We start from the raw sequence: 24,974 nt of genomic DNA, 5'->3' as shown, positions 1-24,974 counted from the left end.
TTCCGCCGGGGCTCCGCCGCTATAGGCTGATCAGCATGACGTACACCGGAGAGGTCACGGTCGGCGGACCGGCGGACGTGCACGAGCTGAAAGACCTGATGATCACCAAGATCGCGGTCGGCCCGATGGACAACAACGCCTATCTGCTGCGCTGCCGGGCCACCGACGAGCAGCTGTTGATCGACGCCGCGGACGAGGCGGCCAGGCTCCTCGGCATGATCGGTGACGACGGCATCGCGTCCGTCGTCACCACGCACCAGCACGGCGACCACTGGCAGGCGCTCGCCGCGGTCGTCGCCGGCACCGGTGCGCGCACCTACGCCGGCCGCGAGGACGCGCCCGGCATTCCCGTGCCGACCGATGTCCTCGTCGACGACGGCGACGTCATCAGGGTGGGACATGTGGAACTCACCGCGCGCCACCTCGTCGGGCACACCCCGGGCTCGATCGCGCTGGTCTACGACGACCCGCACGGCCATCCGCACGTCTTCACCGGTGACTGCCTCTTCCCGGGGGGCGTCGGTAACACCCGCAAGAACCCGAAGGCGTTCGCCAGCCTGATCCATGACGTGGAGACGAAGATCTTCGACGTGCTGCCGGACGAGACCTGGGTCTATCCGGGCCACGGCGACGACACCAGCCTGGGCGCGGAGCGTCCGCATCTGCCGGAGTGGCACGCGCGCGGTTGGTGAACCGGCCGAGCCCGCCGGAACGATTCCCGGCTCCCGGCGCACGCCCCGCGCTCGCGCCCTGCGCACACCACAGTTCGCGCGCCCCGTGTGAACGCTTCGCACGCGTTCGACGCGCGTGCGCGCTCCCGCCGCCCGGTGCCGAGCGGTCAACTGGCAGCAGCCCCGCGCAGGACGACGGCTCCCGCGCGGTACGGGCCGCCGGCCTCCTCACCCCGCCCTCGGCCGGCGGCCCGGGCTGGACGCAGGACACGGCCGCAGTTCACGCGGCCGCAACACCCGTTCCCACCATGCGGACAAACGCCGAGGTGACCTGGACAGAGGGGGCGTTCGCTGCGACTCTCCCGCCATGCATCCTTCCTCCCGCGCCCTGCGCCGCGCGGTAGCCGCCGCCCTGGTCCTGCTCGCCACTGCCGTCGGCTGCGCTCCGCAACCCGAGGAGAAGGCGTCGGCCGCCCCGTCCGGCACGGCCTCTAGGAGCTGCAGACAGGGCGAGTTGGCCACCAGAACGCCCGGCAAGCTGACGATCGCCACCGACGAGCCGGCGTACGCACCGTGGTTCCAGGACGACAAGCCCGCCAACGGCAAGGGCTTCGAGTCGGCGGTCGCATACGCCGTGGCGAAGCGGCTGGGATACCGCGAGAGCGCGGTCGTGTGGCAGAGCGTGCCGTTCAACAAGGCGTTCGCCCCCGGCGCGAAGACCTTCGACCTCGACATCAACCAGGTGTCGATCAGCGCCGAGCGCAGGAAGGCCGTGGACTTCTCCTCCGGGTACTACGACGTGCGCCAGGCCGTCATCGCGCTCAAGGACGGCAAGGCCGCCGAGGCGACGAGCGTGGCGGACCTGAAGGACCTCAAGCTCGGCGCCCAGGTGGGCACGACGAGCCTCGACTACATCACCGACGTGGTGAAGCCGAAGCGGGAGGCCGCCGTCTACGCCAAGAACGACCAGGCCAAGTCGGCCCTGAGGAACGGCCAGGTGGACGCCGTCGTCACCGACCTGCCGACCGCGTTCTACATCACTGCGGCCGAGGTGACGGACGCGAGGATCGTCGGCCAGTTCGAGAACCGGGGCGGCACGGCCGAGCAGTTCGGGCTCGTGCTGGACAAGGGCAGCTCGCTCACCTCGTGCGTGACCGGCGCCGTCGACGCCCTGCGCAAGGACGGCACCCTGGCGAGGCTCGAGAAGCGATGGCTCTCCGACGCCGTCGACGCGCCGGTGCTCAAATGACGGTCACCAAGGGCGACTCGGCGCCGGAGAGAGCGGGCGACGAGCGCGACTCGACGAGCGGCGCCGGCGGGGACGCGGCCGACGACGGCTACGTACCCTCCGAGCGGCGCCTGGAGCGCGAACGCCTCCGGCGCACGCGAGCCCGCCGCGCCACGGCCGTCGCGTCGCTGTCCACCCTGGCCACCGCCGTCGTGCTCTACCTGGTCGTCGTCCACGCGCCGGGGTGGCCGCGCACCAAGGAGACGTTCTTCAGCGCGCAGTACGCGCGCGAGGCGTTGCCGAAGGTCCTCGAAGGGCTGTGGCTGAACGTCCGTCTGCTCCTGGTCTGCGGCGCCGCCGTCCTGGTTCTGGGGATGCTGATCGCCGTCGCACGGACGCTGCGCGGGCCGGTGTTCTTCCCGCTGCGGGTGCTGGCGGCGGCGTACACCGACTTCTTCCGCGGACTGCCGCTGATCATCAACCTGATGATCGTGGTCCTCGGCGTGCCCGCGCTGCGCCTGCAGGGCGTCACGGTCGATCCGGTGCTGCTCGGCGGCACGGCGCTGACACTGACGTACTCGGCGTATGTGGCGGAGGTGTTCCGGGCCGGCATCGAGTCCGTCCATCCCTCCCAGCGGGCGGCGGCACGCTCGCTGGGCCTGACCAACCGGCAGGCCCTGCGCCACGTCGTGCTGCCGCAGGCGGTACGCCGGCAGGTGCCGCCACTGCTCAACGACCTGGTGTCACTGCAAAAGGACACCGGTCTGGTGTCGATCGGCGGCGCGGTGGACGCCGTACGGGCGGCCGACATCATCGTGGGCCGCAGTCTGAACTACACGCCGTACATCGTCGCGGGACTGGTGTTCGTGGCGCTGACCATCCCGATGACCCGCTTCACGGACTGGGTGACCGCCCGGATGGACCGGCAGCGGGCCCAGGGAGGATCGCTATGAGCGACGCGCCTGTCCTGCGCCTGGAATCGGTCCGCAAGACCTTCGGCGGCTCCGTCGTGCTGCGGGACGTCGATCTGGCGGTCGCCCCGCACACGGTGACCGCCCTGATCGGCGCCTCCGGCTCGGGCAAGTCCACGCTGCTGCGCTGCGCCAACCTGCTGGAGGAGATCGACGACGGCGCGATCTGGCTGGACGGCAGGGAGATCACCGATCCCCGCGTCGACCAGGACGCGGTACGGCGCCGGATCGGCGCGGTCTTCCAGGCGTACAACCTCTTCCCGCACATGACCGTGCTGGACAACATCACCCTCGCTCCGCGCCGGGTGCACGGCGTCTCGCGCGCGGAGGCCGAGGAGCGGGCCAGGGAGCTGCTGGAACGGCTCGGGCTGGCCGGAAAGGCGGGCACCTATCCGGACCGGCTCAGCGGCGGCCAGCAGCAGCGCGTGGCGATCGTACGGGCTCTTGCCGTACGACCGCGGCTGTTGCTGCTGGACGAGATCACGGCCGCGCTCGATCCCGAACTGGTGGGCGAGGTACTGGAAATGGTCCGGGGCCTGAAGGACGAGGGCATGACCATGGTGCTGGCGACGCACGAGATGGGGTTCGCCCGGGACGTCGCCGACCAGGTCTGCTTTCTGGACGGTGGCGTGGTGCTGGAGCGTGGCACCGCCGAGCAGGTCTTCGGTGACCCGGGGCAGGAGCGGACGCGGCGCTTCCTGCGGCGGGTCGTGGAGGCCGGCCTCCTGTAGGGCCGGGGCTACGCGTCGGCCCGCGCCGCGCCCACCAGGGCGGCTACCCGCTCCACCCCGAACACGTAGCCCTGCACTCCGCAGCCCGCGATCACGCCGTCGGCGCGCAGCGAGACGTAGGAGTGGTGCCGGAACGACTCACGCTGGTGGATGTTGGAGATGTGTACCTCCAGCACCGGCATCCCCTCACAGGTGTTGAGTGCGTCCAGAATCGCGACCGACGTGTGCGAGTAGGCGGCGGGGTTGATGACGATGCCGCAGTGGCCCAGGCGTGCCTCGTGGATCCAGTCGACCAGTTCGCCCTCGTGGTTGGACTGCCGGAAGTCCACGGTGCCGCCGTGCGCGGCCGCCGCCTCGGCGCACATCGCCTCCACGTCGGCCAGCGTGTCCTTGCCGTAGATCTCGGGCTGGCGCCGGCCGAGCAGGTTCAGGTTGGGCCCGTTGAGGATCATGATCGGGGCGTTCGCCAGGGTGCGGGGCACGGTTCCTCCGGTCCGTTCGGAGCGGTCGGTCGACAACCGCTGCTCGCACCCGGTCTATCACGCCGGCCCGAGCGGGCCGTGGGCCGCGCGCTCCACCGCACGGGCGCGCGCTCCGGAGAAGTCGATCACCACCGCACACCCCCGTAACTGGCGATCACTTTGGGTAGTTGACGCTGCATGCACGATGTACGCGCAGTGAGCGCACCGTCCATGCCCCGGCTCGCGGCCGCCTCCCTCGCCGGGACCGCGATCGAGTTCTACGACTTCTTCGTCTACGGGACGGCCGCCGCCCTGGTCCTCGGGCCACTGTTCTTCCCGACGTTCTCCCCGCTGGCGGGGACGCTGGCGGCGTTCGCGACGTTCGGGGTGGGTTTCGTCGCCCGTCCGCTGGGCGCGGCGCTGTTCGGGCACCTCGGCGACCGGCGCGGACGGCGGCCGGTGCTCGTGCTCTCGCTGCTGCTGACCGGCGCCTCGACGGTCGCGGTCGGCTGTCTGCCGTCCTACGGCACGATCGGCGTCGCTGCGCCCGTGCTGCTGCTCGTCCTGCGCTTCCTGCAGGGACTGGGGCTCGGCGGGGAGTGGGGCGGGGCCGTGCTGCTGACCGCCGAGCACGCACCCCCGGGACGGCGTGCCCTGTGGTCGTGCTTCCCGCAGGTGGGGCCCGCGGTCGGCTTCGTGCTCGCCAACGGGGTGATGCTCGCCCTGTCGGCGGCGCTGCCCGAGGCGGAGTTCACGCGCTGGGGATGGCGCGTGCCCTTCTGGGCTGCCGGAGCGCTGGCCCTGACCGGGCTGTGGCTGCGCTCCTCGCTCACCGAGAGCCCTCGGTTCCTGGAGATCGAGGACCACGCGCGCGTGCCCCTCGTCGAAGTCGTGCGGCACCACGGTCGGCTGGTGCTGCTGACCGCCGGGGCGCTGGCCGTCGGGTACGCCGTGTTCTACACGGTGACGACCTGGTCGCTGGCGTACGCCACGGAACGGCTCGGGGTGAGCCGGACGGTGATGCTGACCTGCGTCATGGCCGCCGTGGTGGTGAAGGCGTCGCTCATTCCCCTCATGGCCCTGCTCGGCGACCGCTACGGACGCCGGCCGATGTGCCTGACGGGATGCGCCGCCTGCGCCCTGTGGATGTTCCCGATGATCGCCCTGCTGGCCACCGGCGAGCCGCTGCTGATGTTCCTCGGCATTCTGGGCGCACTGCTCGCCTTCGTCACCATGTTCGCCGTGATCGCCGCCTACTTGCCGGAGTTGTATGAGCCGCGGGTGCGCTGCACGGGTGCGGCCGTCGGCTACAACCTCGGCGGGGTCCTGGGCGGCGCCCTCACTCCGATCATCGCCACGGCACTCGCGGACCAGGGCGGGCGCGTCCCGTGGGGTGTGGGCGTCTATCTCACGGGCATCGCACTGCTCAGCCTGGGATGCTTCGCGCTGCTGCCGGAGACCCGGCCGGTCCCCGTGCCGTCGGCGGAGCCCGCCACGGGATGACCGGACACGGTTGACCGGCTACGGATTGACGGCCAGCTCCAGGTAGGCCGCGAACAGCACCAGGTGGACACCGCCCTGCAGGGGTGTGGCCCGCCCCGGCACGACCGTCAGGGAGCTGACGACGACGGTGAGCGCGAGCAGCAACATGTCGGTCGAGCCAAGACCGAGGACGAGCGGCCCCGACAGCCAGACGGAGGCGAGTGCCACGGCCGGGATGGTCAGGCCGATGCTGGCCATGGCCGAGCCGAGTGCGAGATTGAGGCTGGTCTGCACCCGGTCACGGCGGGCCGAGCGCAGCGCGGCGATCGTCTCGGGAAGCAGGACGAGCAAGGCGATGACCACGCCGACGACGGCCTGGTTCAGGCCCGCCGCCTTCACGCCCGACTCGATGGTGGGCGACACGCTCTTGGCCAGACCGACCACGCCGACCAGAGCCAGCCCGAGCAGCCCGAGGCTGATCCGGGCGGTGCGCGCGGACGGGGGCCGGGCGTGGTCGTCGATGGTGATGACGTCGCCCTGCCGGGTGATCGGCAGGAAGTAATCCCGGTGGCGCACCGTCTGGGTGGCCACGAACAGGCCGTACAGGAGCAGTGAGGACACCGCGGCGAACGTCAGCTGGACGGTGGAGAACTCGGGTCCGGGCTTGCTGGTGGTGAAGGTCGGCAGTACCAGGCTGAGCGTGGCCAGCGTCGCCACGGTGGCCAGGGCGGCGCCGGTGCCCTCCGGGTTGAAGACCGCGGTGCCGTGCCGCAGGGAGGCGACGAGCAGACAGAGCCCGACGATGCCGTTGCAGGTGATCATCACGGCGGCGAAGACGGTGTCCCGGGCGAGCGTGGAACTCTTGTCGCCGCCGTCCGCCATGAGGGTCACGATCAGAGCGACCTCGATGATCGTGACGGCGATGGCGAGCACCAGGGAGCCGAAGGGCTCACCGACCCGGTGGGCGACCACCTCGGCGTGGTGCACCGCCGCAAGAACGGAGCCGGCGAGCACCAGCGTCACCAGGGCGACGACCGCGCCGGGCAGGTCCCGGCCCCAGGTGAAGGCCAGCAGGATCATCGCGAGCACCGGCACGAGCGTCGTCCATCGACGGGTGAGTGACCTCAGGCGAGTGATCATGCCGTGATCGTCGCAGAGACATACAGGGTTCGCATTCCGTTCTTTTCGGATGCCTTTCATCCTCTCCGGTGCGGGGCCCAGCTCCGGCGGACCGGGCCCCGCATCGTGGCGCCCGGCTCGGTCAGACGTCGACGCTGTTCTTCCGGGTGCCCGCGCCGTCGCCGCCCGCCTCGGCGGCCGCCTGCTTCCTGGTGGCCATCAGGCTGGTGATCGTGGTGACGATCAGGACGGCGCAGATCACGCCGAGCGAGACCGGGATGCTGATCTCGGGGACATGGACGCCGGCCTCGTGCAGGGCGTGCAGCACCAGCTTGACGCCGATGAAGCCGAGGATGATCGACAGACCGTACGACAGGTGGACCAGCTTCTTCAGCAGGCCGCCGATGAGGAAGTACAGCTGACGCAGCCCCATGAGGGCGAAGGCGTTGGCGGTGAAGACGATGTAGGGGTCCTGGGTCAGGCCGAAGATCGCGGGGATGGAGTCGAGGGCGAACAGGACGTCCGTGGTGCCGATGGCGAGCATCACGACCAGCATCGGAGTCATGATCCGCTTGCCGTTCTGCTCGACCCACAGCTTGGTGCCGTGGTACCGGTCGGCCACGCCGAACCTGCGCTCGGCGGCCTTCAGCAGCTTGTTCTCCTCGTACTCCTCGTCCTCGTGGTCGGCGCGGGCCTCCTGGACGAGTTTCCAGGCGGTCCAGATCAGGAAGGCGCCGAACAGGAAGAACACCCAGGAGAAGCTGGCGAGGATCGCGGCTCCCGCGGCGATGAAGACGGCCCGCAGGACCAGGGCTATGAGAACGCCGACGAGCAGGACACGCTGCTGGTACTGCGTAGGTACCGCGAACTTCGCCATGATCAGGACGAAGACGAACAGGTTGTCGACGCTCAGCGACTTCTCGGTGATGAAGCCGGCGAAGAACTCACCGGCGGGCTGCCCACCGCCGAAGACGAGGAGACCCAGGCCGAAGAGTCCGGCCAGGGCGATCCAGACGACGGTCCAGATGCCCGCTTCCTTGATCGACACGTCGTGGGGCTTACGCCCGATGAAGAAGTCGACGGCGATCAGGGCCGCGAGACCCACGATGGTCAGGACCCACAGGCCCATGGTGACTTCCACTGTTCCTCCGGCATTCGAAACGGCAAACACTGTCAGCGTCGTCGCTGCCGGAGGTCTCTTCCACCCGCACGGGGGCCGACGCCCCGGGACCGGAACGGTCCGTACTGACGGGTGCGCCGCAATCAGGGAGTACTCCCCTCCGCACGGAAAACAGTACCTCAATCACCAAGCATTGGTAAAGGGTTAGGTAAAGAAAAGGTCAACTTGCCTGTTCGGGGAGTCTTTACCTGTGCTTGACCTGCGCTCTCGCCACCTCGGCGAGCACGTGCTGGACGATATGGCTGCCGGTCGGCACGAGCGAGGGTTCGTACGTCCAGGCGTGACCGACCCAGGGATCGGCCAGGTGATCGTCTGGCACAGGGGTGAGTCGCATCAGCGAACGCCACAGTGGGTCGAGCAGGGGGCCGTAGGCCGCCGCGTCCTCACGGTCCGCGACCATCAGCAGGTGGACGCCGACCGCCGGGCCCTCGTCCGCGAGGTAACGCAGCCGGGTCACCGACCGGTCGTCGAATCCGTGCGGGAAGTCGTTGACGATCAGGAGCTGCCGGACGGTGTCGACGTCGGCCGGCAGCGATCCCGCCGCGCCGCCACGCACCGCCATCTGCACCAGATCGACGCGCCGGGTGAGCCTCTCCAGCACCTCCGTGACCCCCGCCGCTCCGCTCGCCGGCGGAGCGGCGAGCACTCCGGCTTCCGTCAGCGGCCGAAGTGCCCCGGTCCCGGCGCCGGCCGGGTCGACGACGTGCACGGCGAACTCCCCCGCCGGATGCACGGCGAGCAGCCGGGCGGCGACCGCGACGGCCGCTTCCAGGGCCAGCCGGCGCAGCTCGACCGAGTCCGCGAAGGAGTCGTCGAGCGCTCCGGCCGGACCGCTGTCGATCCACAGGCCCCGCTCCAGCGGCAGTCTGACCAGCATCGGGATGCGCAGCGGCGCGCTTTCGGGCAGGTGCAGTTCCCCCAGTCGCAGCGCCATCGGTGTATCGGCGGGCGGACGGTAGCCGTGCCAGACGGGGCTGTCCCACCCCGCGTACGCGGGCGGCAGCGCGGGCTCGACCACCTCCGACTCGGCGGCGAGCTGGGCGAGGTCGCGGTCGAAGACCACGCGTGCCTGGTCGACCAGCTGGGTCCGGCGGGCGTACGCGGCCTCCCGTGCCACCTCGCCCGAGGTGCCGAGCCGGCGGCGGGGGTCGGCGAGGGCCTGGTCGATCTCCTTCTCCAGGCGGGAGTCGGCGAAGTCGACGGCGCTGCGGTAGGCGGCCGTGGTCCGGGCCAGGTCCTCGAACATGCCCCACACCTGGTTGTAGAGACGTTCCTCCATCGACCAGCCCACCGCGTCGCCCGCGACCGGCCGGGCGGGCCGCCCATCGGTCGCCGGGGCCGCCGAGGGCGGTGGCGGGGGCGGCGCGGTGTGGCGGCGGGGGTGGGTGTAGTCGATCGGGCCGTCCGCGCTCTGCGGCCGGGGTTCGCCGTCGGGGGCCTGGGCCTCGTACGGGTTGCGGCCGTCGCGGGACGTGGAGTGCGGAGCGTGCGAGGACTGAGCATCGCCGGGGAGCGGCGCATCGTGCGGGAGCGCCGGCTCGGTAGCCCCTGAGGCGGAGAAGTCCTGGGGCGCCGGCAGGTCCCGGGGCATGGAGAGGCCCCGGGGCGCCGAGGGGTCCTGGGACGCGGGGAAATCCCGGGGCGCGGAGAAGCTCTGGGGCGTGGTGGCGTCCTGCGGGGTGGGTACCGGGGGCGGGGCCGGGACGGCGCTGGCAAGGCTCTGGGCCGCCGCCTCCTGGACCTCGGCGGCGAGCGTTCCGGCCTCGCGCAGTCCTTGATCGGTGAAGAGCTCGGGTAGGCCGCCCGCGTAGCCCTGGCCCATCGCCCGGACCTTCCAGGCGTCCTGCCGGCGGTAGACCTCCAGGGCGATCACGGCGGTCTCGGCGTCCAGGCCGGTGAGGGTGTAGCTGGCCAGCTCGGTACCGTCGGGCCCCTCGACCGTGGTGTGGGGGGCGGGCGCGCCGCCGAACCGGAGCGGCCCGGCGGTCCCGGTGGGCAGCGCGAGGAACACGCCGACGCGGTGCACGCCCTCGGGCAGGGCGGCCAGGTCGACGGCTAGGCGGTGTTCGGCATCGGCCTGCCGGGACACTTCGACGCCGGGCAGTGCGGGGGCCGCGGGGTGGGCCACCCACTGGGGGCCGTGCACGGTGCCGTTCTCGTCGCCGAGTGCGGCTCCGGCCAGGACCGGCACCCCGGCCGAGATCCGGATCGTCAGCCGGACCTGGGGCAGCGGGTGGTTCTGTCCCCGCACCAGTTCGGCCGTCATCGCCGTCGCCCCCCGTGTCGTGCTGTCGTACGCCCGCCCTCGAGGGGCGGGCGGTGCGGTCCTGGTCCTACAGGTGCGGGAGGATCGACGGCATCAGGTCCTGGAAGGTGCGGCCGTTGGCCGGGGCGCCCAGGGCGGTCATCGTCCAGCTGGAGCCCGCCCGGTGCACCTTGGCCATGATCTGGGCGGTGTACTGGCCGCCGCCGGCCAGCGTGTAGCGAGCGAGTTCCTGGCCGTTGGTCTCGTCCACGAGGCGGCAGAACGCGTTCTCCACCTCCTGGAAGGTCTGTCCCGTGAAGGAGTTCACGGTGAAGACGATCTGGTCGATGTGCACCGGGACACGCTGCAGGTCGACGAGGATCGCCTCGTCGTCCCCGCCCTGGCCGACGCCGCCCACCAGGTTGTCGCCCGTGTGGCGCACGGAACCGTCGTCGCTCACCAGGTGACGGAAGAAGACGACGTCGACCGGCTGCTTCTCGGCGAAGAGGACGGCCGAGGCGTCCAGGTCGATCTCGCGCGTGCGGGAGCCGAACAGGCCGCGCCGCTTCGCCGCCTGCCAGCCGAGTCCCATGCGGACCGCGGTCAGGGTGGCCCCGTCCTTCTTCTCCAGACTGATGGCCTGACCCTTGGTCAAGTTGACGGACACGGCTGGTTCCCCTCTCGACGTCCCCTGTTGCCGCGCACTGCACGGTTGTCCAGAACCCTACGCAGGAGCACCGACAGTGCCGAACCCCGGTCCGGGCTTTGTGTCGGTGTTGCAACACTTGGCACCCATACCGAGGTCCGGCACGGTGGAGGCGGGCTCAGGCGATTCCCGCCTCGCGCATCTGCCGCAGTTCCCTCTTCATCTCGGAGACCTCGTCGCGCAGCCGGGCGGCGATCTCGAACTGCAGCTCCGCGGCGGCGGCACGCATCCGCTCGGTCATCTCCTCGATCTGCTCGGCCAGTTCGGCCGCCGGACGGTCCGTGGGCACCGTCTTGCCCTTCGCGCCCTTGGCCGCCTTGCCGGCCTTCGCGCCCTTGGCCGCCTTGTCGCCGAGCGACGGAACGGGTGCCTTGGCGCCCTTGCCGTCCTTCGTCCGGCGATACCCGGAGCCGAGGAGCTGTTCGGTGTCGACCTCCTCGCGGGCGATCTGCGCGACGATGTCGTTGATCTTCTTCCGCAGCGGCTGCGGGTCGATGCCGTTGGCCGTGTTGTACGCGATCTGCTTCTCCCGGCGCCGGTTGGTCTCGTCGATGGCCTTCTCCATCGCGGGAGTGATCTTGTCGGCATACATGTGGACCTGACCGGAGACGTTGCGCGCCGCGCGGCCGATGGTCTGGATCAGCGAGGTGCCCGAACGCAGGAAGCCTTCCTTGTCGGCGTCCAGGATCGCCACCAGGGACACCTCGGGCAGGTCGAGACCCTCACGCAGGAGGTTGATGCCGACCAGGACGTCGTACTCACCGGCGCGTAGTTCACGCAGCAGCTCGACACGGCGCAGGGTGTCGACGTCGCTGTGCAGATAGCGCACCTGGATGCCGAGTTCCAGGAAGTAGTCGGTGAGGTCCTCGGCCATCTTCTTGGTCAGCGTGGTGACCAGGACGCGCTCGTCCTTGTCGGTGCGCTCGCGGATCTCGTGCACCAGGTCGTCGATCTGGCCCTCGGTGGGCTTGACCACGACCTCCGGGTCGACCAGGCCGGTCGGGCGGATGATCTGCTCCACGAAGCCGTCGGAGCGGGACAGCTCGTAGGCGCCCGGGGTGGCCGACAGGTAGACGGTCTGCCCGATGCGCCCCTGGAACTCCTCCCACTTCAGCGGACGGTTGTCCAGGGCCGACGGCAGACGGAAGCCGTGGTCGACGAGGGTGCGCTTGCGGGAGGCGTCGCCCTCGTACATGGCTCCGATCTGCGGCACGGTGACGTGCGACTCGTCGATGACGAGCAGGAAGTCGTCCGGGAAGTAGTCCAGCAAGGTGTTGGGCGGGGAGCCGGGCAGGCGGCCGTCGAAGTGCATGGAGTAGTTCTCCACGCCGGAGCAGGTGCCGATCTGGCGCAGCATTTCGAGGTCGTACGTGGTGCGCATCCGCAGGCGCTGGGCCTCCAGGAGCTTGCCCTGCTTCTCCAGCTCGGCCAGCCGCTCCCCCAGCTCCTTCTCGATGTCGTTGACGGCCCGCTCCATGCGCTCGGGGCCGGCGACGTAGTGCGAGGCGGGGAAGACGTACAGGTGCTGGTCGTCGCTGATGATCTCGCCGGTGAGCGGGTGGAGCGTGGAGAGCGCCTCGATCTCGTCGCCGAACATCTCGATGCGGACGGCCAGCTCCTCGTAGACCGGGAAGATCTCGATGGTGTCGCCGCGGACCCGGAAGGTGCCCCGGGAGAACGCCATGTCGTTGCGCGTGTACTGGATGTCCACGAAGCGGCGCAGCAGCTCGTCCCGGTCGATCTCGTCGCCGACCCGGAGGGGGACCATGCGGTCCACGTACTCCTGCGGCGTGCCGAGGCCGTAGATGCAGGACACCGAGGCGACCACCACGACGTCGCGGCGGGTGAGCAGCGAGTTCGTCGCCGAGTGGCGGAGGCGCTCCACCTCCTCGTTGATCGAGGAGTCCTTCTCGATGTAGGTGTCCGACTGCGGGACGTAGGCCTCGGGCTGGTAGTAGTCGTAGTACGAGACGAAGTACTCGACCGCGTTGTTCGGCAGAAGCTCGCGGAACTCGTTGGCCAGCTGGGCGGCCAGCGTTTTGTTCGGCGCCATCACGAGCGTGGGGCGCTGGAGCTTTTCGATCATCCACGCGGTGGTGGCGGACTTGCCGGTACCGGTCGCGCCGAGCAGGACGACGTCCTTCTCGCCGGACTCGACGCGCTTGGCCAGCTCGGCGATGGCCGCCGGCTGGTCGCCGCTGGGCTGGTAGGAGCTGACGACCTCGAAGGGCGCCACCGTGCGTTCGATGTGGGAAACGGGCCGCATGTCATCCACCGTACGACCCCGCACTGACAACGGGTCCGGATCAGCGATTCTGCGGGGTGCGGTAGCGGTGGGGCGCGGCCTGGCGGACCGGGCCGTGACCCTGGTCACGGCCCGGGCGGCGACCGGGGTGGGAGGCGACGGCGGCGGCCGGGACACCGGGCTTGCGCTCGACGGGCGCGCGGTCGGGCCGGCCCGTGACCATAAGCGGATCGAAGACCACGACTGCGCCCGCGAGGAGCAGGAAGGCGAGCGGGCCGATCAGCATCGGCACGAGCACGGACGCCTCGGGGCCGCTCCCGGCCGCATGCGAGGTGCCGTCGAGCTGGACGCTGAGCGCGACCATGCCGGTGTAGTGCATGCCGGTGACCGCGAGTGCCATGACGAGGCTCGCGCCCACGCTCCACAGGAAGCCCCGGACCCGTCCCGCGGCCCACAGGGCGGCGGTGGCCGCCACGACCGCTATGACGACCGAGGCGGCGACGGTGAGCGTGTTGTACGTGAACCGGCCGTGAAAACGCATCCCGGCCATGCCGAGGTAGTGCATCGAGGCGACGCCCAGCCCGGTGATGGTGCCGCCGGTGAACAGGGCGGTACCGGTGGCCCCCCGGTAGCCGACGATGAAGATCCCGACGCCGACCATGACGATCGCGAGGGCGAGGCTCGCGTACGTGATCGGCTGGTCGTAGTGGATCGACGTCTCCTCGATGGTGAAGCCCATCATCGCGACGAAGTGCATCGTCCATATGCCGGAGCCGATCGCGGCGGCGCCGAGGGCCAGCCAGACAGGGCGCCGGGGGTGCGTGGCCAGCAGGGAGCGGCTGGTGCAGCGCAGGCCGAGGGCGCTCCCGATGCAGGCCATGAGATAGGCCACCACCGGGGTGACGGCCCCGTAGCTGAATCCCTCGACCGTGCCTTGCATGCGCGGCTGCCCTTCCGCCCTCTTGCGTCCCGGAATACCTGTTGAGTGCCCCCGTCCCAGGACCGCGTGGGCGGTCAGGGTTGTCGCAGAGAGTATGACCCCCACCGGAATGGTCGAACGATTTTCCGGCAAAGAAACACGGCCTTGCCCCACTTGTGGGGCACCGGTGAGCGGACTTGGACATCCGGCTTCAATGTGTGTCCATCGTGCACCCGACGCGACAGTGACGTACTGCTGTCACTCTGTTGCTGTCGGTGTTCGCTCGATGCGAGGAGTCTGCATGCACACGCGCGTGGTCGTCGCCACGGCCGCCGCGGTCCTGGGGACCGCGGCGCCCCTGCTGAGCCCCGCCTCCGGCGTCCGGGCCGGCGAGGCGGCCCAGGCCGGCCGGCCCACGGTGATCGCCCACCGGGGAGCCTCCGGCTATGCCCCCGAGAACACGCTCGCCGCGATCGACAAGGCGGCGCAGCTGGGTCTGACCTGGGTCGAGAACGATGTCCAGCGCACCAGGGACGGGGAGCTGGTCGTCATCCACGACGACAGCCTGCAGCGCACCACGAACGTGAAGGCCCTCTTCCCCGGCCGGGCGCCGTGGAAGGTGAAGGACTTCACCGCCGCCGAGATCGCCCGGCTGGACGCGGGCAGCTGGTTCTCCCGCACGTACGCGGGCACGCGCGTGCCGACGCTGACTCAGTACATGCGCCGGGTCGACCACAATCGCGAAAAACTCCTCCTGGAGATCAAGAACCCGGAGCTGTACCCGGGCATCGAGCAGCAGACGCTGAAACTGCTCGGCAACGAGGGCTGGCTGGACCGCGACCACGTCGGCCGGCTCGTCGTGCAGAGCTTCAGCGCCGACAGCGTCCGGACGGTCCACGATCTGAGGCCTGCGGTCACCACCGCCTACCTGGGCAGGCCCACCGTCGCGCAGCTGCACCGGTACGCCCGGTCCATCGACCTGATCAACCCCACTTACGACTCGCTGTCCACGGCTTACGTCGCGGCGGTGCACGCCTTCGAGGGGCCGCACGGCAGGCCCCTCGGCGTGTTCGCGTGGACGGTGAACGACGCGGCCACCGCCCGTAAGGTCGCCGGGTACGGCGTCGACGGGATCATCAGCAACAAGCCCGACGTGGTGCGGTCGGCGGTGGGCTCGGGCTGAGCCGGACGGTCGTTGTCGGTGGCGGGTCGTACCGTGGGCGCATGGACAGCTCCGGGCAGGATGAACAGCGGGTCGTCTGGGCCGTGATCGACAGCGACATCGGCCCTCTGATGCTGGCGGCGACCGCCGACGGCCTGGTCAACGTCGTCTTCCATGCCACGGACGCCGTGCGCGACCGGGCCCTGGAGCGGCTGGCGGGCCGGCTGGGCGGCGAGCCTGTGCAGGACCCGGACTCGCCCCTGCTGGCCGAGGCGGCACGCCAGCTGCGGGCGTACTTCGCCGGCGAGCGGCACGCCTTCGACCTGCGGCTGGACTGGTCGCTGATCTCCGGGTTCAACCGGCAGGTGCTCCGTGAGCTGGCGTCGGGTGTGCCGTACGGCAGCGTGGTGGGGTACGGCGACCTGGCCGGGCGGGTCGGGCAGCCCGGCGGTGCGCAGGCGGTCGGCGCGGCCATGGGCGCCAATCCGCTGCCGCTGGTCGTGCCCTGTCACCGGGTGGTGGAGAGCGATGGTGGTATCGGCGGTTTCGGCGGCGGACTGGAGACCAAGCGAAAGCTGCTCGCGCTGGAGGGCGTGCTGCCCGAGCCCCTGTTCTGACCGGGCCCGAGCCGGCTACTCGTCGTAGTGCCGGGCCTCGAAGACGTTGCCGTCGGGGTCCCGGAAGTAGAAGCTGCGTTCGGCCGCGCCGCGGGCGCCGAATGCGCCGTGGCCGATGTCGGTCACGGGGACGTCGTGTTCCTGAAGACGGGCGCGCAGTGCGTCGAAGTCGTCTGCCGGCAGGGACAGGCAGACGTGGTTGACGGGGTGGCCCGCGCTGTCCGCCGAACCAGGCAGCATCCGCATGAGCTCCGCGGCGGTGTGCGGGGCCAGGTCCATGATCGTCTCCTCGTTGACACGCACGGAGGGAAACGACACCTTTCCCTCGGTGAACTCGGCGACCCTGATGGGTTCCAGACCGACTGCGTCTTCGTAGAAGCGGGCGGCGGCGGCCGGATCGGCCACCCACAGGACGATGTGGTCGAGGCGTGCGTTCATGGTCATCATGCGACCAGGCTGGTGGCCTCCCCCGGCCGAGCGCAAGCGTTTAACGGCGGCCGGCGCCCGCCAGAGATGAGGAAGGGACCGACGGACAGGAGGCGCACGTGGTGCTGGTGGTGTCGGAAGAAGTCCGCGAGGCGATCGGCGCGAGGCGGCCGGTGGTGGCTCTGGAGTCCACGATCATCGCGCACGGCCTGCCGCGCCCGCGCAACCTGCAAGTGGCGCTGGAGCTGGAGGAGGTGGTGCGGCGGGAGGGAGCCGTCCCCGCGACCGTCGCCGTGCTCGACGGGCGTCCACGGGTCGGCCTGGACAAGGAGCAGCTCGAGCGGGTGGCGAACGAGGAGGGCATACGCAAGCTCGGCCACCGCGACCTGCCGCTCGCCGTGGCGGCGGGAGCGAGCGGGGCGACCACGGTGTCGGCGACGGCGCAGCTGGCCGCGCTGGCGGGTGTCCGGGTGTTCGCCACGGGCGGTCTGGGCGGTGTGCACCGGGAGTGGACGGTCACGCAGGACGAGTCCGCCGATCTCGGGCTGCTGGCACGCACCCGGATCACGGTGGTGTGCGCGGGAGTGAAGTCGATCCTCGACGTGCCGGCGACCCTGCAGCGGCTGGAGACGCTGGGCGTGGCCGTCGCCGGGTACGGCACGGACCGCTTCCCCGGCTTCTACCTGTCCGACTCGGGCCACCCGGTCGACTGGACGCTGAGCAGTCCCGAGCAGGTCGCCGAGGTGATGCGCGTCCAGGACGCGCTCGGCGGGCAGGAGTCGGCGCTGATCGTCGCCCATCCTGTTCCGGAGGCGGAACAGCTCGATCCCGAGCTGCACGCACGCGTGCTCGCCGACGCGCTCGCGGCCTGCGCGGAGCAGGGGGTCACCGGGCAGGCGGTCACCCCCTTCCTGCTGGACCACCTGGTCCGGAACACGGACGGTGCCTCACTGAGCGCCAACCTGGCGGCCGTGCGCGGCAATGTCCGGCTGGCGGCCCGGATCGCGGCGGCGTGGACCGGGAGGTGACCGCGGGAGGCGGAAACGGCGGGCTGCTAGTCGTCGGGGACGTCGTCACGGACGTGGTCGCCCGGCATCGGGGCCCGCTGGCGGCCGGCACCGACACGGCCGCCGCGATCCGGACACTGCCGGGGGGCGCGGGCGCCAACGTGGCGTGCTGGGCCGCCCACGCGGGCTGCGCGGACGTACGGCTGCTGGGGCGGGTGGGGGCGGACGCGGGCGCATGGCACGAGCGGGAACTGGTGGCGGCCGGGGTGCGGCCCCGGCTGGTGGTCGACCCGGAGACCCCGACCGGGACGGTGATCTGCCTCGTCGACACGGGCGCGGCGGCCGAGCGCACGTTCCTCACGGACAGCGGGGCGTCGCTGCGGCTCGAACCCGGCGACTGGTCGGACTCGTTGCTGGACGGCATGGCGCGGTTGCACCTGTCGGGCTATCTGCTGTTCTCCGAGCCCAGCCGGACGCTCGCCGAGCTGGCGCTCGGGGATGCACGCGCGCGCGGTGTGCCGGTCAGCCTGGATCCGGCGTCGGCGGGCTTCCTGGTGGAGCTGGGGGTGGACCGTTTCCTGGCGCTCGCGGAGGGGCTTGACGTGCTGCTGCCAAGCCGGGACGAGGCCTGTCTGCTGACGGGGCTGTCGGACCCGGCGGACGCCGCGGCCAAGCTGAGCCGTCTGGTCCCGCTGGTGGTGGCCAAGGCGGGTGCCGACGGGGCGCTGGTGGCGCGTTCCGGCACCGTGGGCGCCCGGATTCCGGCCGTGCCGTCGACTCCCCGGGACACCACCGGCGCTGGCGACGCCTTCACCGGCGCGTTCCTCGCCGCCCTGGTCTCCGGCGCGGAGCCGGAGGACGCGGCGCGACACGGATGCATGGCCGGGGCGGAGGCGGTGCGGCAAGTAGGCGGAAGGCCGTCGCTCTCGGGGAGCGGTGACGGTCATACGTCGATGGGCAGGTGGTGATGGGCAGGTGGGGACGGGCAGGTGGGGACGGCCGGGCGATGACGCACAGGCGGCGATGAACGGCCGAGCGATGACGCAGAGGCCGCGATGACGGCCGGGCGATGACGGCCGGGCGGTGACGCAGAGGCCGCGCTGACGGCCGGATGGTCACGAAGGGGCTGTGAACGGCTGTACCTGCGGACGGTCGTCGGTTACGCCTTCCTGCCCCACGCGGAGATCATCGGCGCGGTGGCCAGGTCCATACGGCCGGACTCGACGTGGGCCAGGTGCTGGTCGATCTCCTCATCCGTGGCCAGCCCGGCGGTGACGAGCCGGTCGCGGATCTGACGGACCGTGGCGGCCTCCAGTGCGGTGCATGCGGGCGACGTCATGGGGAAGTGGGCGTCGGCCTCGACCTCCTGCAGCCCGGCCTCACGCAGCAGCCGCGGGAGCTTGCGGCCGTAAGACAGATCGGCGCCGCGCGCCGCGAGCAGTTCGCGGAAGCCCTGGCGAAGCCGGTTGGCGAGCCGCTGCTCGGGGCCGTGCTCGTCGGGGCAGATCAGCGGCTGCAGAGCGGGGTCGGCGTCCTCGATCAGCAGCCGTCCACCGGGCCGCAGCGCCCGCACCATGGACCGCAACGCCGCCTCCCGGTCCGGGACATGGACCAGGACGAGCCGGGCGTGGACCAGGTCGAAGTCCTCCCCCGGCGGTTCCTCGGCCCCCACGTCGTGGACCCGGACGTCCACCCGCCGATCGGCCAGGTGCGCGAGCCTCGAGGTGTCGATGTCGGTGGCGACGACCTGGCCGGCCGGGCCCGCCTTCGCCGCGAGCCAGGACACCACGGAGGGTCCGCCGGCCCCCACTTCCCAGCAGCGCCAGCCGGGTTGGATGCCGGACGCCTCGATGTGCCGGAAGGTCGTGGGGTCGAAGAGGGTGGCGAAGGCGTCGAAACGCCGGCCCGCCTCGCTCTGCCGGTTGTCCAGCAGGTATCCGTCGTCTCGCGTCATGCCACGCATCATTCCAGTCGCCCGGATCACCCCGGCCCGGCTGTCCCCTCACCCGCCGTCCAGGCGTTTTCCACAGGCGGCAGCCAAGCGGAACCCTCTGTTCCCACAGGCTTTCCCGGACCGCGCCCGGGACTGGCAGACTTGCCGGGCACGGCGCGAAAGCGGTGAGCGAGGAGATCCACGCGAGGAGATCCAGATGTCCATGGCAGGGAATCTGCGGAAGGTCACGGGGCTGGGCAGGGTCGGTGGCCTGCGCAAGGTGGCGCGGCTGGCCCGGCGGCGGCCGCGGGTGGACCTGAGCCACCCCGCCAGGTCACCGCTGGGCTCGTCGGTGGTGAACTGCGTGATGTACCAGGACGGTGTGCGCGTGCCGGACTGCGCCGACCTGGTGGAGGCCGTGCGGCGCGTGCGCAAGACCGGTGAGGGGTTCGTCTGGCTCGGGCTGCACGAGCCGACGGCCCGCGAGTTCACCGGTATCGCGGAGCTGTTCGACCTGCATCCGCTGGCCGTGGAGGACGCGGTCGAGGCGCACCAGCGTCCGAAGCTGGAGCACTACGGGGACACGCTCTTCGCGGTGTTCAAGACCGTCTGTTACGTGGAGCACGAACAGCTGACGGCGACCAGCGAAGTGGTGGACACCGGCGAGATCATGGCCTTCGTCGGTGAGGACTTCGTGATCACGGTGCGCCACGGCCGGCACGGCTCGCTTGGGCCGTTGCGGGAGGAGCTGGAGTCGGATGCCCGGCAGCTCGCGAAGGGGCCGGCGGCGGTGCTGCACGCGATCGCCGACCATGTCGTCGACGACTACCTGAACGTCACGGACGCGGTACAGGCCGACATCGACCTGGTGGAGACGGAGGTGTTCTCGGAGATGGGCGCACGACTCGACCCGGGCCGCATCTACCAGATGAAGCGGGAACTGCTGGAACTCAAGCGGGCGGTGGTGCCGCTGGGCCGGCCGGTGGAGGACCTGGCCACCCGGCCCATACGGGTCGTGGCCCCGGAGATACAGGCATACTTCCGGGACGTGCTCGACCATCTGATACGGGCCAAGGACCAGATCGCCGCGTTCGACGAACTGCTCAACTCCATTCTGCAGGCCCACTTGGCGCAGGTGACCGTCGCGCAGAACGAGGACATGCGCAAGATCACGGCTTGGGCCGCGGTCGTCGCCGTACCGACGATGGTGTGCGGGGTCTACGGCATGAACTTCGATCACATGCCGGAGCTGCACTTGAGTTTCGGCTACCCGCTGGTCATGTCCGTGATGGCGGGGGCGTGTCTGACGCTGTACCGGGGCTTCCGGCGCAACGGCTGGCTCTGACGCGGACGGGCGGACAGTCGCCGGGGGCTGCGGACCGGACTCGGCCTCGGGTCAGCCGCCCCACGCGGGGTGGCGCGGGTCGTCGGCGCGCACCAGGACGTCCGCCGTGCCGGCCGGGTCGGTCTCGGACTCGTAGCGCTCGAAGGCGGGGAGCGTCCAGCGGTCGGCCTCGGGGGTCCGGCGATGGAGCGCGCCCGAGGACAGGAGGACGTGCACGGTCAGGTCGAACGGAAACCAGTGGTGCAGCAGGAGCGGCCCATGGAGCAACAGGATTCCGCCGGGCGGAAGCCGGACGTAGGGCGTACGGGTGGCCCGGTCGGTGGCCGGATCCCACAGGTCGGGCAGGAGCCGACCGCTGCCTCCGGGTTCGAGCGGGCCGAAGACCTCGCGCCACAGGGCTCCGGTGTCGAACCATCCGCTGTAGTACGACTCGGCGTCCCGCCGGCCGTGTTCCAGGCGCAGCGAGGCGGGGCGCAGGAATCCCTCGGTGCCGATCACGAGCGAGGGCCGGCCACGCACGCGCAGTGCCTGCCCGACCCGCTCGGCGAGGTCTCCGGGACGCGCGGCCGGTGCCCCGTCGAAGCCGACGCGCGGCCAGGCACTCCCGTCGGCCGGCTCCAGGCCGGTCAGGCGATCGGCGAGCAGTTCGGCGAGCCGGTCCCAGGTGATCGCTTCGAGTTGCACACCGCCCATGATGCCGGGTGGCGCGAGCGGGAGGGGGGAGAGGGCGTGGGCGGGGGTGGGGAGACGACGCGGGACGATGGGAGACGTGGGCCGCGGCGGGGAAGGTACCGCGTATGGCGCTTCCCGCAACTCCCCACTCCCCCGGCCGGCTTGTCGCCATCCAGCCTCTCAGGAAGAAGCGCTGTGCCGGTTGCCGGCGCGGCCCGCTGTCGTTGCTGGTGCTGGAGGACGGGGTACCGCGCTGCCTGGACTGCGCCGATCTCGGGCATCTGGTGTTCCTGCCGCGCGGTGACACGGCGCTGACCCGCAGGTCCCGGGAGCTGAGCACGCTGTCGGTGGTGGTCGTCCGGTTCAACCGGCGAAAGAGCCGCTACGAACGGCAGGGCGTCCTAGTGGAGGAGGCGGCGCTGGCCAGGGCCGAGGAGCGGTGCCTGGCGGACGCCGAGGCCCGGCGTCGTCGGCGGGCGCGGGACGCGCGGCGACGGGAAGTGGAGGACGAGCGGTTCGTGGCGGCGTTCGCCTCGGAGATCATCCGGCTCTTTCCGGGCTGCCCGGCCGAGCGGGCCCGCGCGATCGCAGCGCACGCGTCCGAGCGGGGCAGCGGGCGGGTCGGGCGCAGCGCGGCCGGGCGGACGCTGTCGGAGAGTGCGGTGATCTCGGCGGTCGTGGCGGCCGTGCGGCATGTGGACACGGCGTACGACCGGCTGCTGATGAGCGGGGTGTCGCGCTACGAGGCCCGGCGCCGGATCGCCCCGGCCGTGGGGAACGTACTGCGGGCCTGGCACGGGGCCGGGCAGGACGAAGGCGAGGACGAGGACTTCCGCGGGCTCTCGTCGTCCTGATGCGGGGCCCGGCCGCGGTGCCGCCGGTCCGGCGCGGGGTCCGGCGCGGGGTCCGGCGCGGGGTCCGGCGCGGGGTCCGGCGGCGGGGTCCGGCGGCGGGGTCCGGCGGCGGGGTCCGGCGGCGGGGTCCGGCGGCGGGGTCCGGCGGCGGCGAACGCGATCGGCGTGGCGGCGGCACGGGCCGCCTTCATGCCGGTGTCACCGGTTCGGCGGTATCGACCGCGCTGACCGCGGTGGTGACGTTCGTGGCCCGGCCCGACGACGGCAGGGTGGAGCGCCGGTGGCCGGCGCGCTGTGTCTGTTCGGCCCGGACGTGCCGACGCCGGTCGCGAACGTGCCGCCCGTGGCCGGCCTGCCCGGCCGCCGGGGGCGCCCCGGAGGCGGCCGTGCACCGGCCGGGTAGGGGCGCGAGTGGGCGTTCCGGAACCACACGCCGGCACGGTCGCCTCGGCGGCGTCCGCCGTGGTCCGCATGCCGGCACTCACCTGATCTTCGCCGCTGTCCGCCCTTCTGCGCGGCTGTCGGCGCGGACGTATCGTGGCCGCAGGAGTGCCGCCCGATGACGCACGGCCCGTCGTACACCCGGTGTCACCGGTGCCCGTTCGCGAGGAAGACGACCATGGCCGATCCCAAGGGGTTCATGACCACGCCGCGCGAGGAGTGGGCACGGCGGCCGGTCGAGGAGCGGGTGCGGGACTGGGACGAGGTGTACGTCCCGGGGGCGCTGCTGCCGATCATCAGCAAGCAGGCCGACCGGTGCATGGACTGCGGCATCCCCTTCTGCCACGACGCCTGCCCGCTGGGCAATCTCATTCCCGAATGGAACGACCTGGTCTCGCGGGAGGACTGGCGGAACGCGAGCGACCGGCTGCACGCGACCAACAACTTTCCCGAGTTCACCGGGCGGCTGTGTCCGGCGCCCTGTGAGGCGGGGTGCGTGCTGGCGATCAACCAGCCTGCCGTCACCATCAAGAACGTCGAGTGCGCGATCGCCGACCGGGCGTGGGAGGAGGGCTTCACCGCGGCGCGGCCGCCCGAGCGGCTTTCGGGGAAGACGGTCGCGGTCATCGGATCCGGGCCCACCGGCCTCGCCGCGGCGCAGCAGCTGACGCGGGCCGGGCACACGGTCGCCGTGTTCGAGAGGGACGACCGGCTCGGCGGGCTGATGCGGTACGGCATTCCCGAGTTCAAGATGGAGAAACGGCATCTGGAGCGGCGGATCGAGCAGATGCGGGCCGAGGGGACCAAGTTCCGTCCGTCGACGGTGGTGGGGCGGGACCTGCCGGCGGCGGATCTGCGGGCACGATACGACGCGGTGGTGATCGCCACGGGAGCGACGGCGTGGCGGGAACTGCCGGTGCCGGGCCGGGAGTTGCATGGGATACATCAGGCGATGGAGTATCTGCCGCTGGCCAATCGGGTGCGTGAGGGGGATCTGGAGGCCTCACCGCTGTCGGCGGCCGGCCGGCACGTCGTGATCATCGGCGGTGGGGACACCGGGGCGGACTGTCTGGGGACGGCGCTGCGTGAGGGAGCCGCGTCCGTGACCCAGCTGGACATCTACGCCCAGCCGGGTGCCGGGCGCGACGAGGACACCGAGCCGTGGCCGACGTACCCGAAGATCTACCGCTTGTCGCCCGCGCACGAAGAGGCGCGCGATCTGTGTACGGCACCGGCGGCGGACGCGGACGCGCGGCTGTTCGCGGCGTCCACGCTCCACTTCACCGGCGACGACGGCGGACACGTCGCGTCGCTGCGTCTCGTGGAGGTCGACGAGCGGCGGGTGCCGGTGCCGGGCACCGAGCGGACGCTCCCCACCGACCTCGTGCTGCTCGCGCTCGGGTTCTCCGGGCCCGACCAGGAGGACGGGCTGATCGAGCAGTTGGGGCTGAAGCTCGAGCCGCGCGGCACGCTCGCCCGGGACGACGGCTTCGCGACCAACGTCCCAGGGGTGTTCGCCGCCGGTGACGCGGCGCGTGGGCAGTCGCTCATCGTGTGGGCGATAGCGGAGGGACGGGCCGTGGCCGCGGCCGTCGACCGGTATCTCACGGGGAGTTCACGGCTGCCGGCGCCGGTCTCTCCGAGGGATCGGCCGATGAGGGTGTGAGGGCGCCGGCACGGTAGCGGTGGGTACGGTGGGTCGGGCGCCGTGATCTTTTCCGGGGCGGGTCCCCACCGCGACCTCCGGTCCGGCAGGTCCCCCGGTCGCCACTTGGCGCAGCCGGTGTTCGGGGCCGCGGCCGGCCGCCTGGTCCCGTGTCGGCCGAACCACGGAACCGGCCGCGACGGTGGGACAGGTGGCCGGCCGGGACAGACGGCCGGCCGGGACCGGTGACTGGGACGGTTTCGGGTGGAGGGGCGTCGAGGTCAGTTGCGCCTCTCGTCCGTCCCCGCCACCTTTCCCGTCGCCAGGGCCACCCGGTTCCACGTGTTGATGGCGAGGATCAGCGCGAGGACGTGGGCCAGTTCCTCATCCTCGAAGTGGGCGGCGGCCTCTGCGTAGACGGCGTCGGGGACGCCCGCGTCGGCGACCAGCGTCACCGCTTCCGTCAGGGCGAGGGCCGCCTGCTCCTTCGGCGTGAAGAAGTGACGGGCTTCGCGCCAGACGGCGACCATGTGGAGCCGGTCCTCGCTCTCACCGGCCTTGCGGGCGTCGTTGGTGTGCATGTGCAGGCAGTACGCGCAGTGGTTGAGGTGCGAGGCGCGGATCTGGATCAGCTCGACCAGCGCGGGGTCGAGGCCCGTGCGAGCGGCGGCGTCGAAGCCGATCAGGGCGCGGAAGACCTTGGGGGCGGCCTTTGCGAGCTCCAGGCGGGTCCGGGCCGCGTCGGCCGCGGCGACCGCGGAGGTGGTGTCGACGGCCGTCGTGCCGGCGGTGTTCGTGCCCGCGGTGTGCGTGCCGGCGGGGGTGGCAACGGTGGTGCCGACCGGGAGAGTTGCTGTCGTGTTCGTCGTCATGTCTGTAATCTACGGCGCGCAAAGACCGGCTGTAGGGTGCAT

23 protein-coding genes are annotated in these 24,974 nt (G+C 71.4%); 12 read left to right on the top strand and 11 right to left on the bottom strand.

Annotated elements, in window-relative coordinates:
* Positions 1 to 35: 35 nt before the first annotated feature.
* The 4 genes from ACGFT2_RS31100 to ACGFT2_RS31085 all read left to right on the top strand — a co-directional run bounded on the left by ACGFT2_RS31100 (position 36) and on the right by ACGFT2_RS31085 (position 3,601).
* Positions 36 to 692: an MBL fold metallo-hydrolase gene (locus ACGFT2_RS31100; protein ID WP_393284734.1), complete on the top strand. Its 657-nt coding sequence runs from the start codon at positions 36 to 38 to the stop codon at positions 690 to 692.
* A 346-nt stretch (positions 693 to 1,038) separates the two neighbouring features.
* Positions 1,039 to 1,920 (top strand): ABC transporter substrate-binding protein, encoded by an 882-nt coding sequence (locus ACGFT2_RS31095; RefSeq protein ID WP_393284732.1) that lies wholly within the window; start codon positions 1,039 to 1,041, stop codon positions 1,918 to 1,920.
* Complete coding sequence (locus ACGFT2_RS31090) at positions 1,917 to 2,852, top strand: amino acid ABC transporter permease (protein ID WP_393284730.1); 936 nt, start codon at positions 1,917 to 1,919, stop codon at positions 2,850 to 2,852. The genes ACGFT2_RS31095 and ACGFT2_RS31090 overlap by 4 nt, the downstream gene beginning before the upstream one ends.
* Entirely contained in the window at positions 2,849 to 3,601 is a 753-nt protein-coding gene (locus ACGFT2_RS31085; RefSeq protein ID WP_393284728.1) for an amino acid ABC transporter ATP-binding protein, read from the top strand. Before ACGFT2_RS31090 ends, ACGFT2_RS31085 begins: the two co-directional genes overlap by 4 nt.
* An 8-nt stretch (positions 3,602 to 3,609) precedes the next feature.
* On the opposite strand, the gene aroQ is transcribed toward ACGFT2_RS31085, so the two are convergent.
* A complete protein-coding gene (aroQ, locus tag ACGFT2_RS31080; RefSeq protein ID WP_393284725.1) occupies positions 3,610 to 4,083 on the bottom strand; it encodes a type II 3-dehydroquinate dehydratase in 474 nt (157 codons plus the stop codon).
* Between the two features lie 210 nt (positions 4,084 to 4,293).
* On the opposite strand from aroQ, the gene ACGFT2_RS31075 reads away from it, so the two are divergent.
* The gene (locus ACGFT2_RS31075; protein WP_393285150.1) at positions 4,294 to 5,565 is read left to right on the top strand and encodes an MFS transporter; all 1,272 of its coding nucleotides are present in this window, start codon (positions 4,294 to 4,296) and stop codon (positions 5,563 to 5,565) included.
* 18 nt (positions 5,566 to 5,583) lie between these two features.
* Here ACGFT2_RS31075 and ACGFT2_RS31070 read toward each other — a convergent pair whose 3' ends face one another.
* The 6 genes from ACGFT2_RS31070 to ACGFT2_RS31045 form a co-directional block, all read right to left on the bottom strand.
* Positions 5,584 to 6,684 (bottom strand): calcium:proton antiporter, encoded by a 1,101-nt coding sequence (locus tag ACGFT2_RS31070; protein ID WP_393284722.1) that lies wholly within the window; start codon positions 6,682 to 6,684, stop codon positions 5,584 to 5,586.
* Positions 6,685 to 6,805: 121 nt separating this feature from the next.
* The gene (locus ACGFT2_RS31065; RefSeq protein ID WP_393284719.1) at positions 6,806 to 7,804 is read right to left on the bottom strand and encodes a TerC family protein; all 999 of its coding nucleotides are present in this window, start codon (positions 7,802 to 7,804) and stop codon (positions 6,806 to 6,808) included.
* A 223-nt stretch (positions 7,805 to 8,027) separates the two neighbouring features.
* Positions 8,028 to 10,109 (bottom strand): TerD family protein, encoded by a 2,082-nt coding sequence (locus ACGFT2_RS31060; protein ID WP_393284716.1) that lies wholly within the window; start codon positions 10,107 to 10,109, stop codon positions 8,028 to 8,030.
* Positions 10,110 to 10,176: 67 nt separating this feature from the next.
* Complete coding sequence (locus ACGFT2_RS31055; RefSeq protein WP_393284713.1) at positions 10,177 to 10,755, bottom strand: TerD family protein; 579 nt, start codon at positions 10,753 to 10,755, stop codon at positions 10,177 to 10,179.
* Positions 10,756 to 10,912: 157 nt separating this feature from the next.
* A complete protein-coding gene (gene uvrB, locus ACGFT2_RS31050) occupies positions 10,913 to 13,060 on the bottom strand; it encodes an excinuclease ABC subunit UvrB (RefSeq protein WP_393284710.1) in 2,148 nt (715 codons plus the stop codon).
* Between the two features lie 40 nt (positions 13,061 to 13,100).
* Positions 13,101 to 13,979, bottom strand: coding sequence for an MHYT domain-containing protein (locus ACGFT2_RS31045; RefSeq protein ID WP_393284707.1), 879 nt, complete (start codon positions 13,977 to 13,979; stop codon positions 13,101 to 13,103).
* Between the two features lie 280 nt (positions 13,980 to 14,259).
* Between ACGFT2_RS31045 and ACGFT2_RS31040 the strand changes: the two genes are divergently transcribed.
* Together ACGFT2_RS31040 and ACGFT2_RS31035 are read left to right on the top strand one after the other, a co-directional pair.
* Positions 14,260 to 15,141 carry a glycerophosphodiester phosphodiesterase gene (locus ACGFT2_RS31040; protein WP_393284704.1) on the top strand — a complete coding sequence of 294 codons (882 nt, stop codon included), beginning with the start codon at positions 14,260 to 14,262 and terminating at the stop codon, positions 15,139 to 15,141.
* A 41-nt stretch (positions 15,142 to 15,182) separates the two neighbouring features.
* Positions 15,183 to 15,737 carry a methylated-DNA--[protein]-cysteine S-methyltransferase gene (locus tag ACGFT2_RS31035; RefSeq protein ID WP_393284701.1) on the top strand — a complete coding sequence of 185 codons (555 nt, stop codon included), beginning with the start codon at positions 15,183 to 15,185 and terminating at the stop codon, positions 15,735 to 15,737.
* Positions 15,738 to 15,752: 15 nt separating this feature from the next.
* On the opposite strand, the gene ACGFT2_RS31030 is transcribed toward ACGFT2_RS31035, so the two are convergent.
* Positions 15,753 to 16,181, bottom strand: coding sequence for a VOC family protein (locus ACGFT2_RS31030; RefSeq protein ID WP_393285148.1), 429 nt, complete (start codon positions 16,179 to 16,181; stop codon positions 15,753 to 15,755).
* 104 nt (positions 16,182 to 16,285) lie between these two features.
* Here ACGFT2_RS31030 and ACGFT2_RS31025 point away from each other — a divergent pair, with 104 nt between their 5' ends.
* Together ACGFT2_RS31025 and ACGFT2_RS31020 are read left to right on the top strand one after the other, a co-directional pair.
* A complete protein-coding gene (locus ACGFT2_RS31025) occupies positions 16,286 to 17,191 on the top strand; it encodes a pseudouridine-5'-phosphate glycosidase (RefSeq protein WP_393285146.1) in 906 nt (301 codons plus the stop codon).
* On the top strand, positions 17,176 to 18,138 hold the full coding sequence (locus tag ACGFT2_RS31020) for a carbohydrate kinase family protein (RefSeq protein ID WP_393284699.1): 963 nt from the start codon (positions 17,176 to 17,178) through the stop codon (positions 18,136 to 18,138). Before ACGFT2_RS31025 ends, ACGFT2_RS31020 begins: the two co-directional genes overlap by 16 nt.
* 191 nt (positions 18,139 to 18,329) lie before the next feature.
* On the opposite strand, the gene ACGFT2_RS31015 is transcribed toward ACGFT2_RS31020, so the two are convergent.
* Positions 18,330 to 19,124, bottom strand: a complete 795-nt coding sequence (locus tag ACGFT2_RS31015; RefSeq protein ID WP_393284696.1) for a class I SAM-dependent methyltransferase — start codon at positions 19,122 to 19,124, stop codon at positions 18,330 to 18,332.
* A 196-nt stretch (positions 19,125 to 19,320) separates the two neighbouring features.
* Between ACGFT2_RS31015 and ACGFT2_RS31010 the strand changes: the two genes are divergently transcribed.
* On the top strand, positions 19,321 to 20,448 hold the full coding sequence (locus ACGFT2_RS31010) for a magnesium and cobalt transport protein CorA (protein WP_393284693.1): 1,128 nt from the start codon (positions 19,321 to 19,323) through the stop codon (positions 20,446 to 20,448).
* A gap of 51 nt (positions 20,449 to 20,499) precedes the next feature.
* Here ACGFT2_RS31010 and ACGFT2_RS31005 read toward each other — a convergent pair whose 3' ends face one another.
* A complete protein-coding gene (locus tag ACGFT2_RS31005) occupies positions 20,500 to 21,132 on the bottom strand; it encodes a uridine kinase (protein WP_393284691.1) in 633 nt (210 codons plus the stop codon).
* A 113-nt stretch (positions 21,133 to 21,245) separates the two neighbouring features.
* Between ACGFT2_RS31005 and ACGFT2_RS31000 the strand changes: the two genes are divergently transcribed.
* Positions 21,246 to 21,974, top strand: a complete 729-nt coding sequence (locus ACGFT2_RS31000; RefSeq protein WP_393284688.1) for a DUF2293 domain-containing protein — start codon at positions 21,246 to 21,248, stop codon at positions 21,972 to 21,974.
* 619 nt (positions 21,975 to 22,593) lie between these two features.
* Positions 22,594 to 24,081 carry a glutamate synthase subunit beta gene (locus ACGFT2_RS30995; RefSeq protein WP_393284685.1) on the top strand — a complete coding sequence of 496 codons (1,488 nt, stop codon included), beginning with the start codon at positions 22,594 to 22,596 and terminating at the stop codon, positions 24,079 to 24,081.
* A gap of 260 nt (positions 24,082 to 24,341) precedes the next feature.
* Here ACGFT2_RS30995 and ACGFT2_RS30990 read toward each other — a convergent pair whose 3' ends face one another.
* Complete coding sequence (locus tag ACGFT2_RS30990) at positions 24,342 to 24,932, bottom strand: carboxymuconolactone decarboxylase family protein (RefSeq protein WP_393284683.1); 591 nt, start codon at positions 24,930 to 24,932, stop codon at positions 24,342 to 24,344.
* Positions 24,933 to 24,974: the final 42 nt, after the last annotated feature.

Source organism: Streptomyces sp. NPDC048514, assembly GCF_043199955.1.
Classification (GTDB): domain Bacteria; phylum Actinomycetota; class Actinomycetes; order Streptomycetales; family Streptomycetaceae; genus Streptomyces.
The sequence above is the reverse complement of the archived record's forward strand: the minus strand, read 5'-3'. Positions and strand labels throughout refer to the sequence as shown.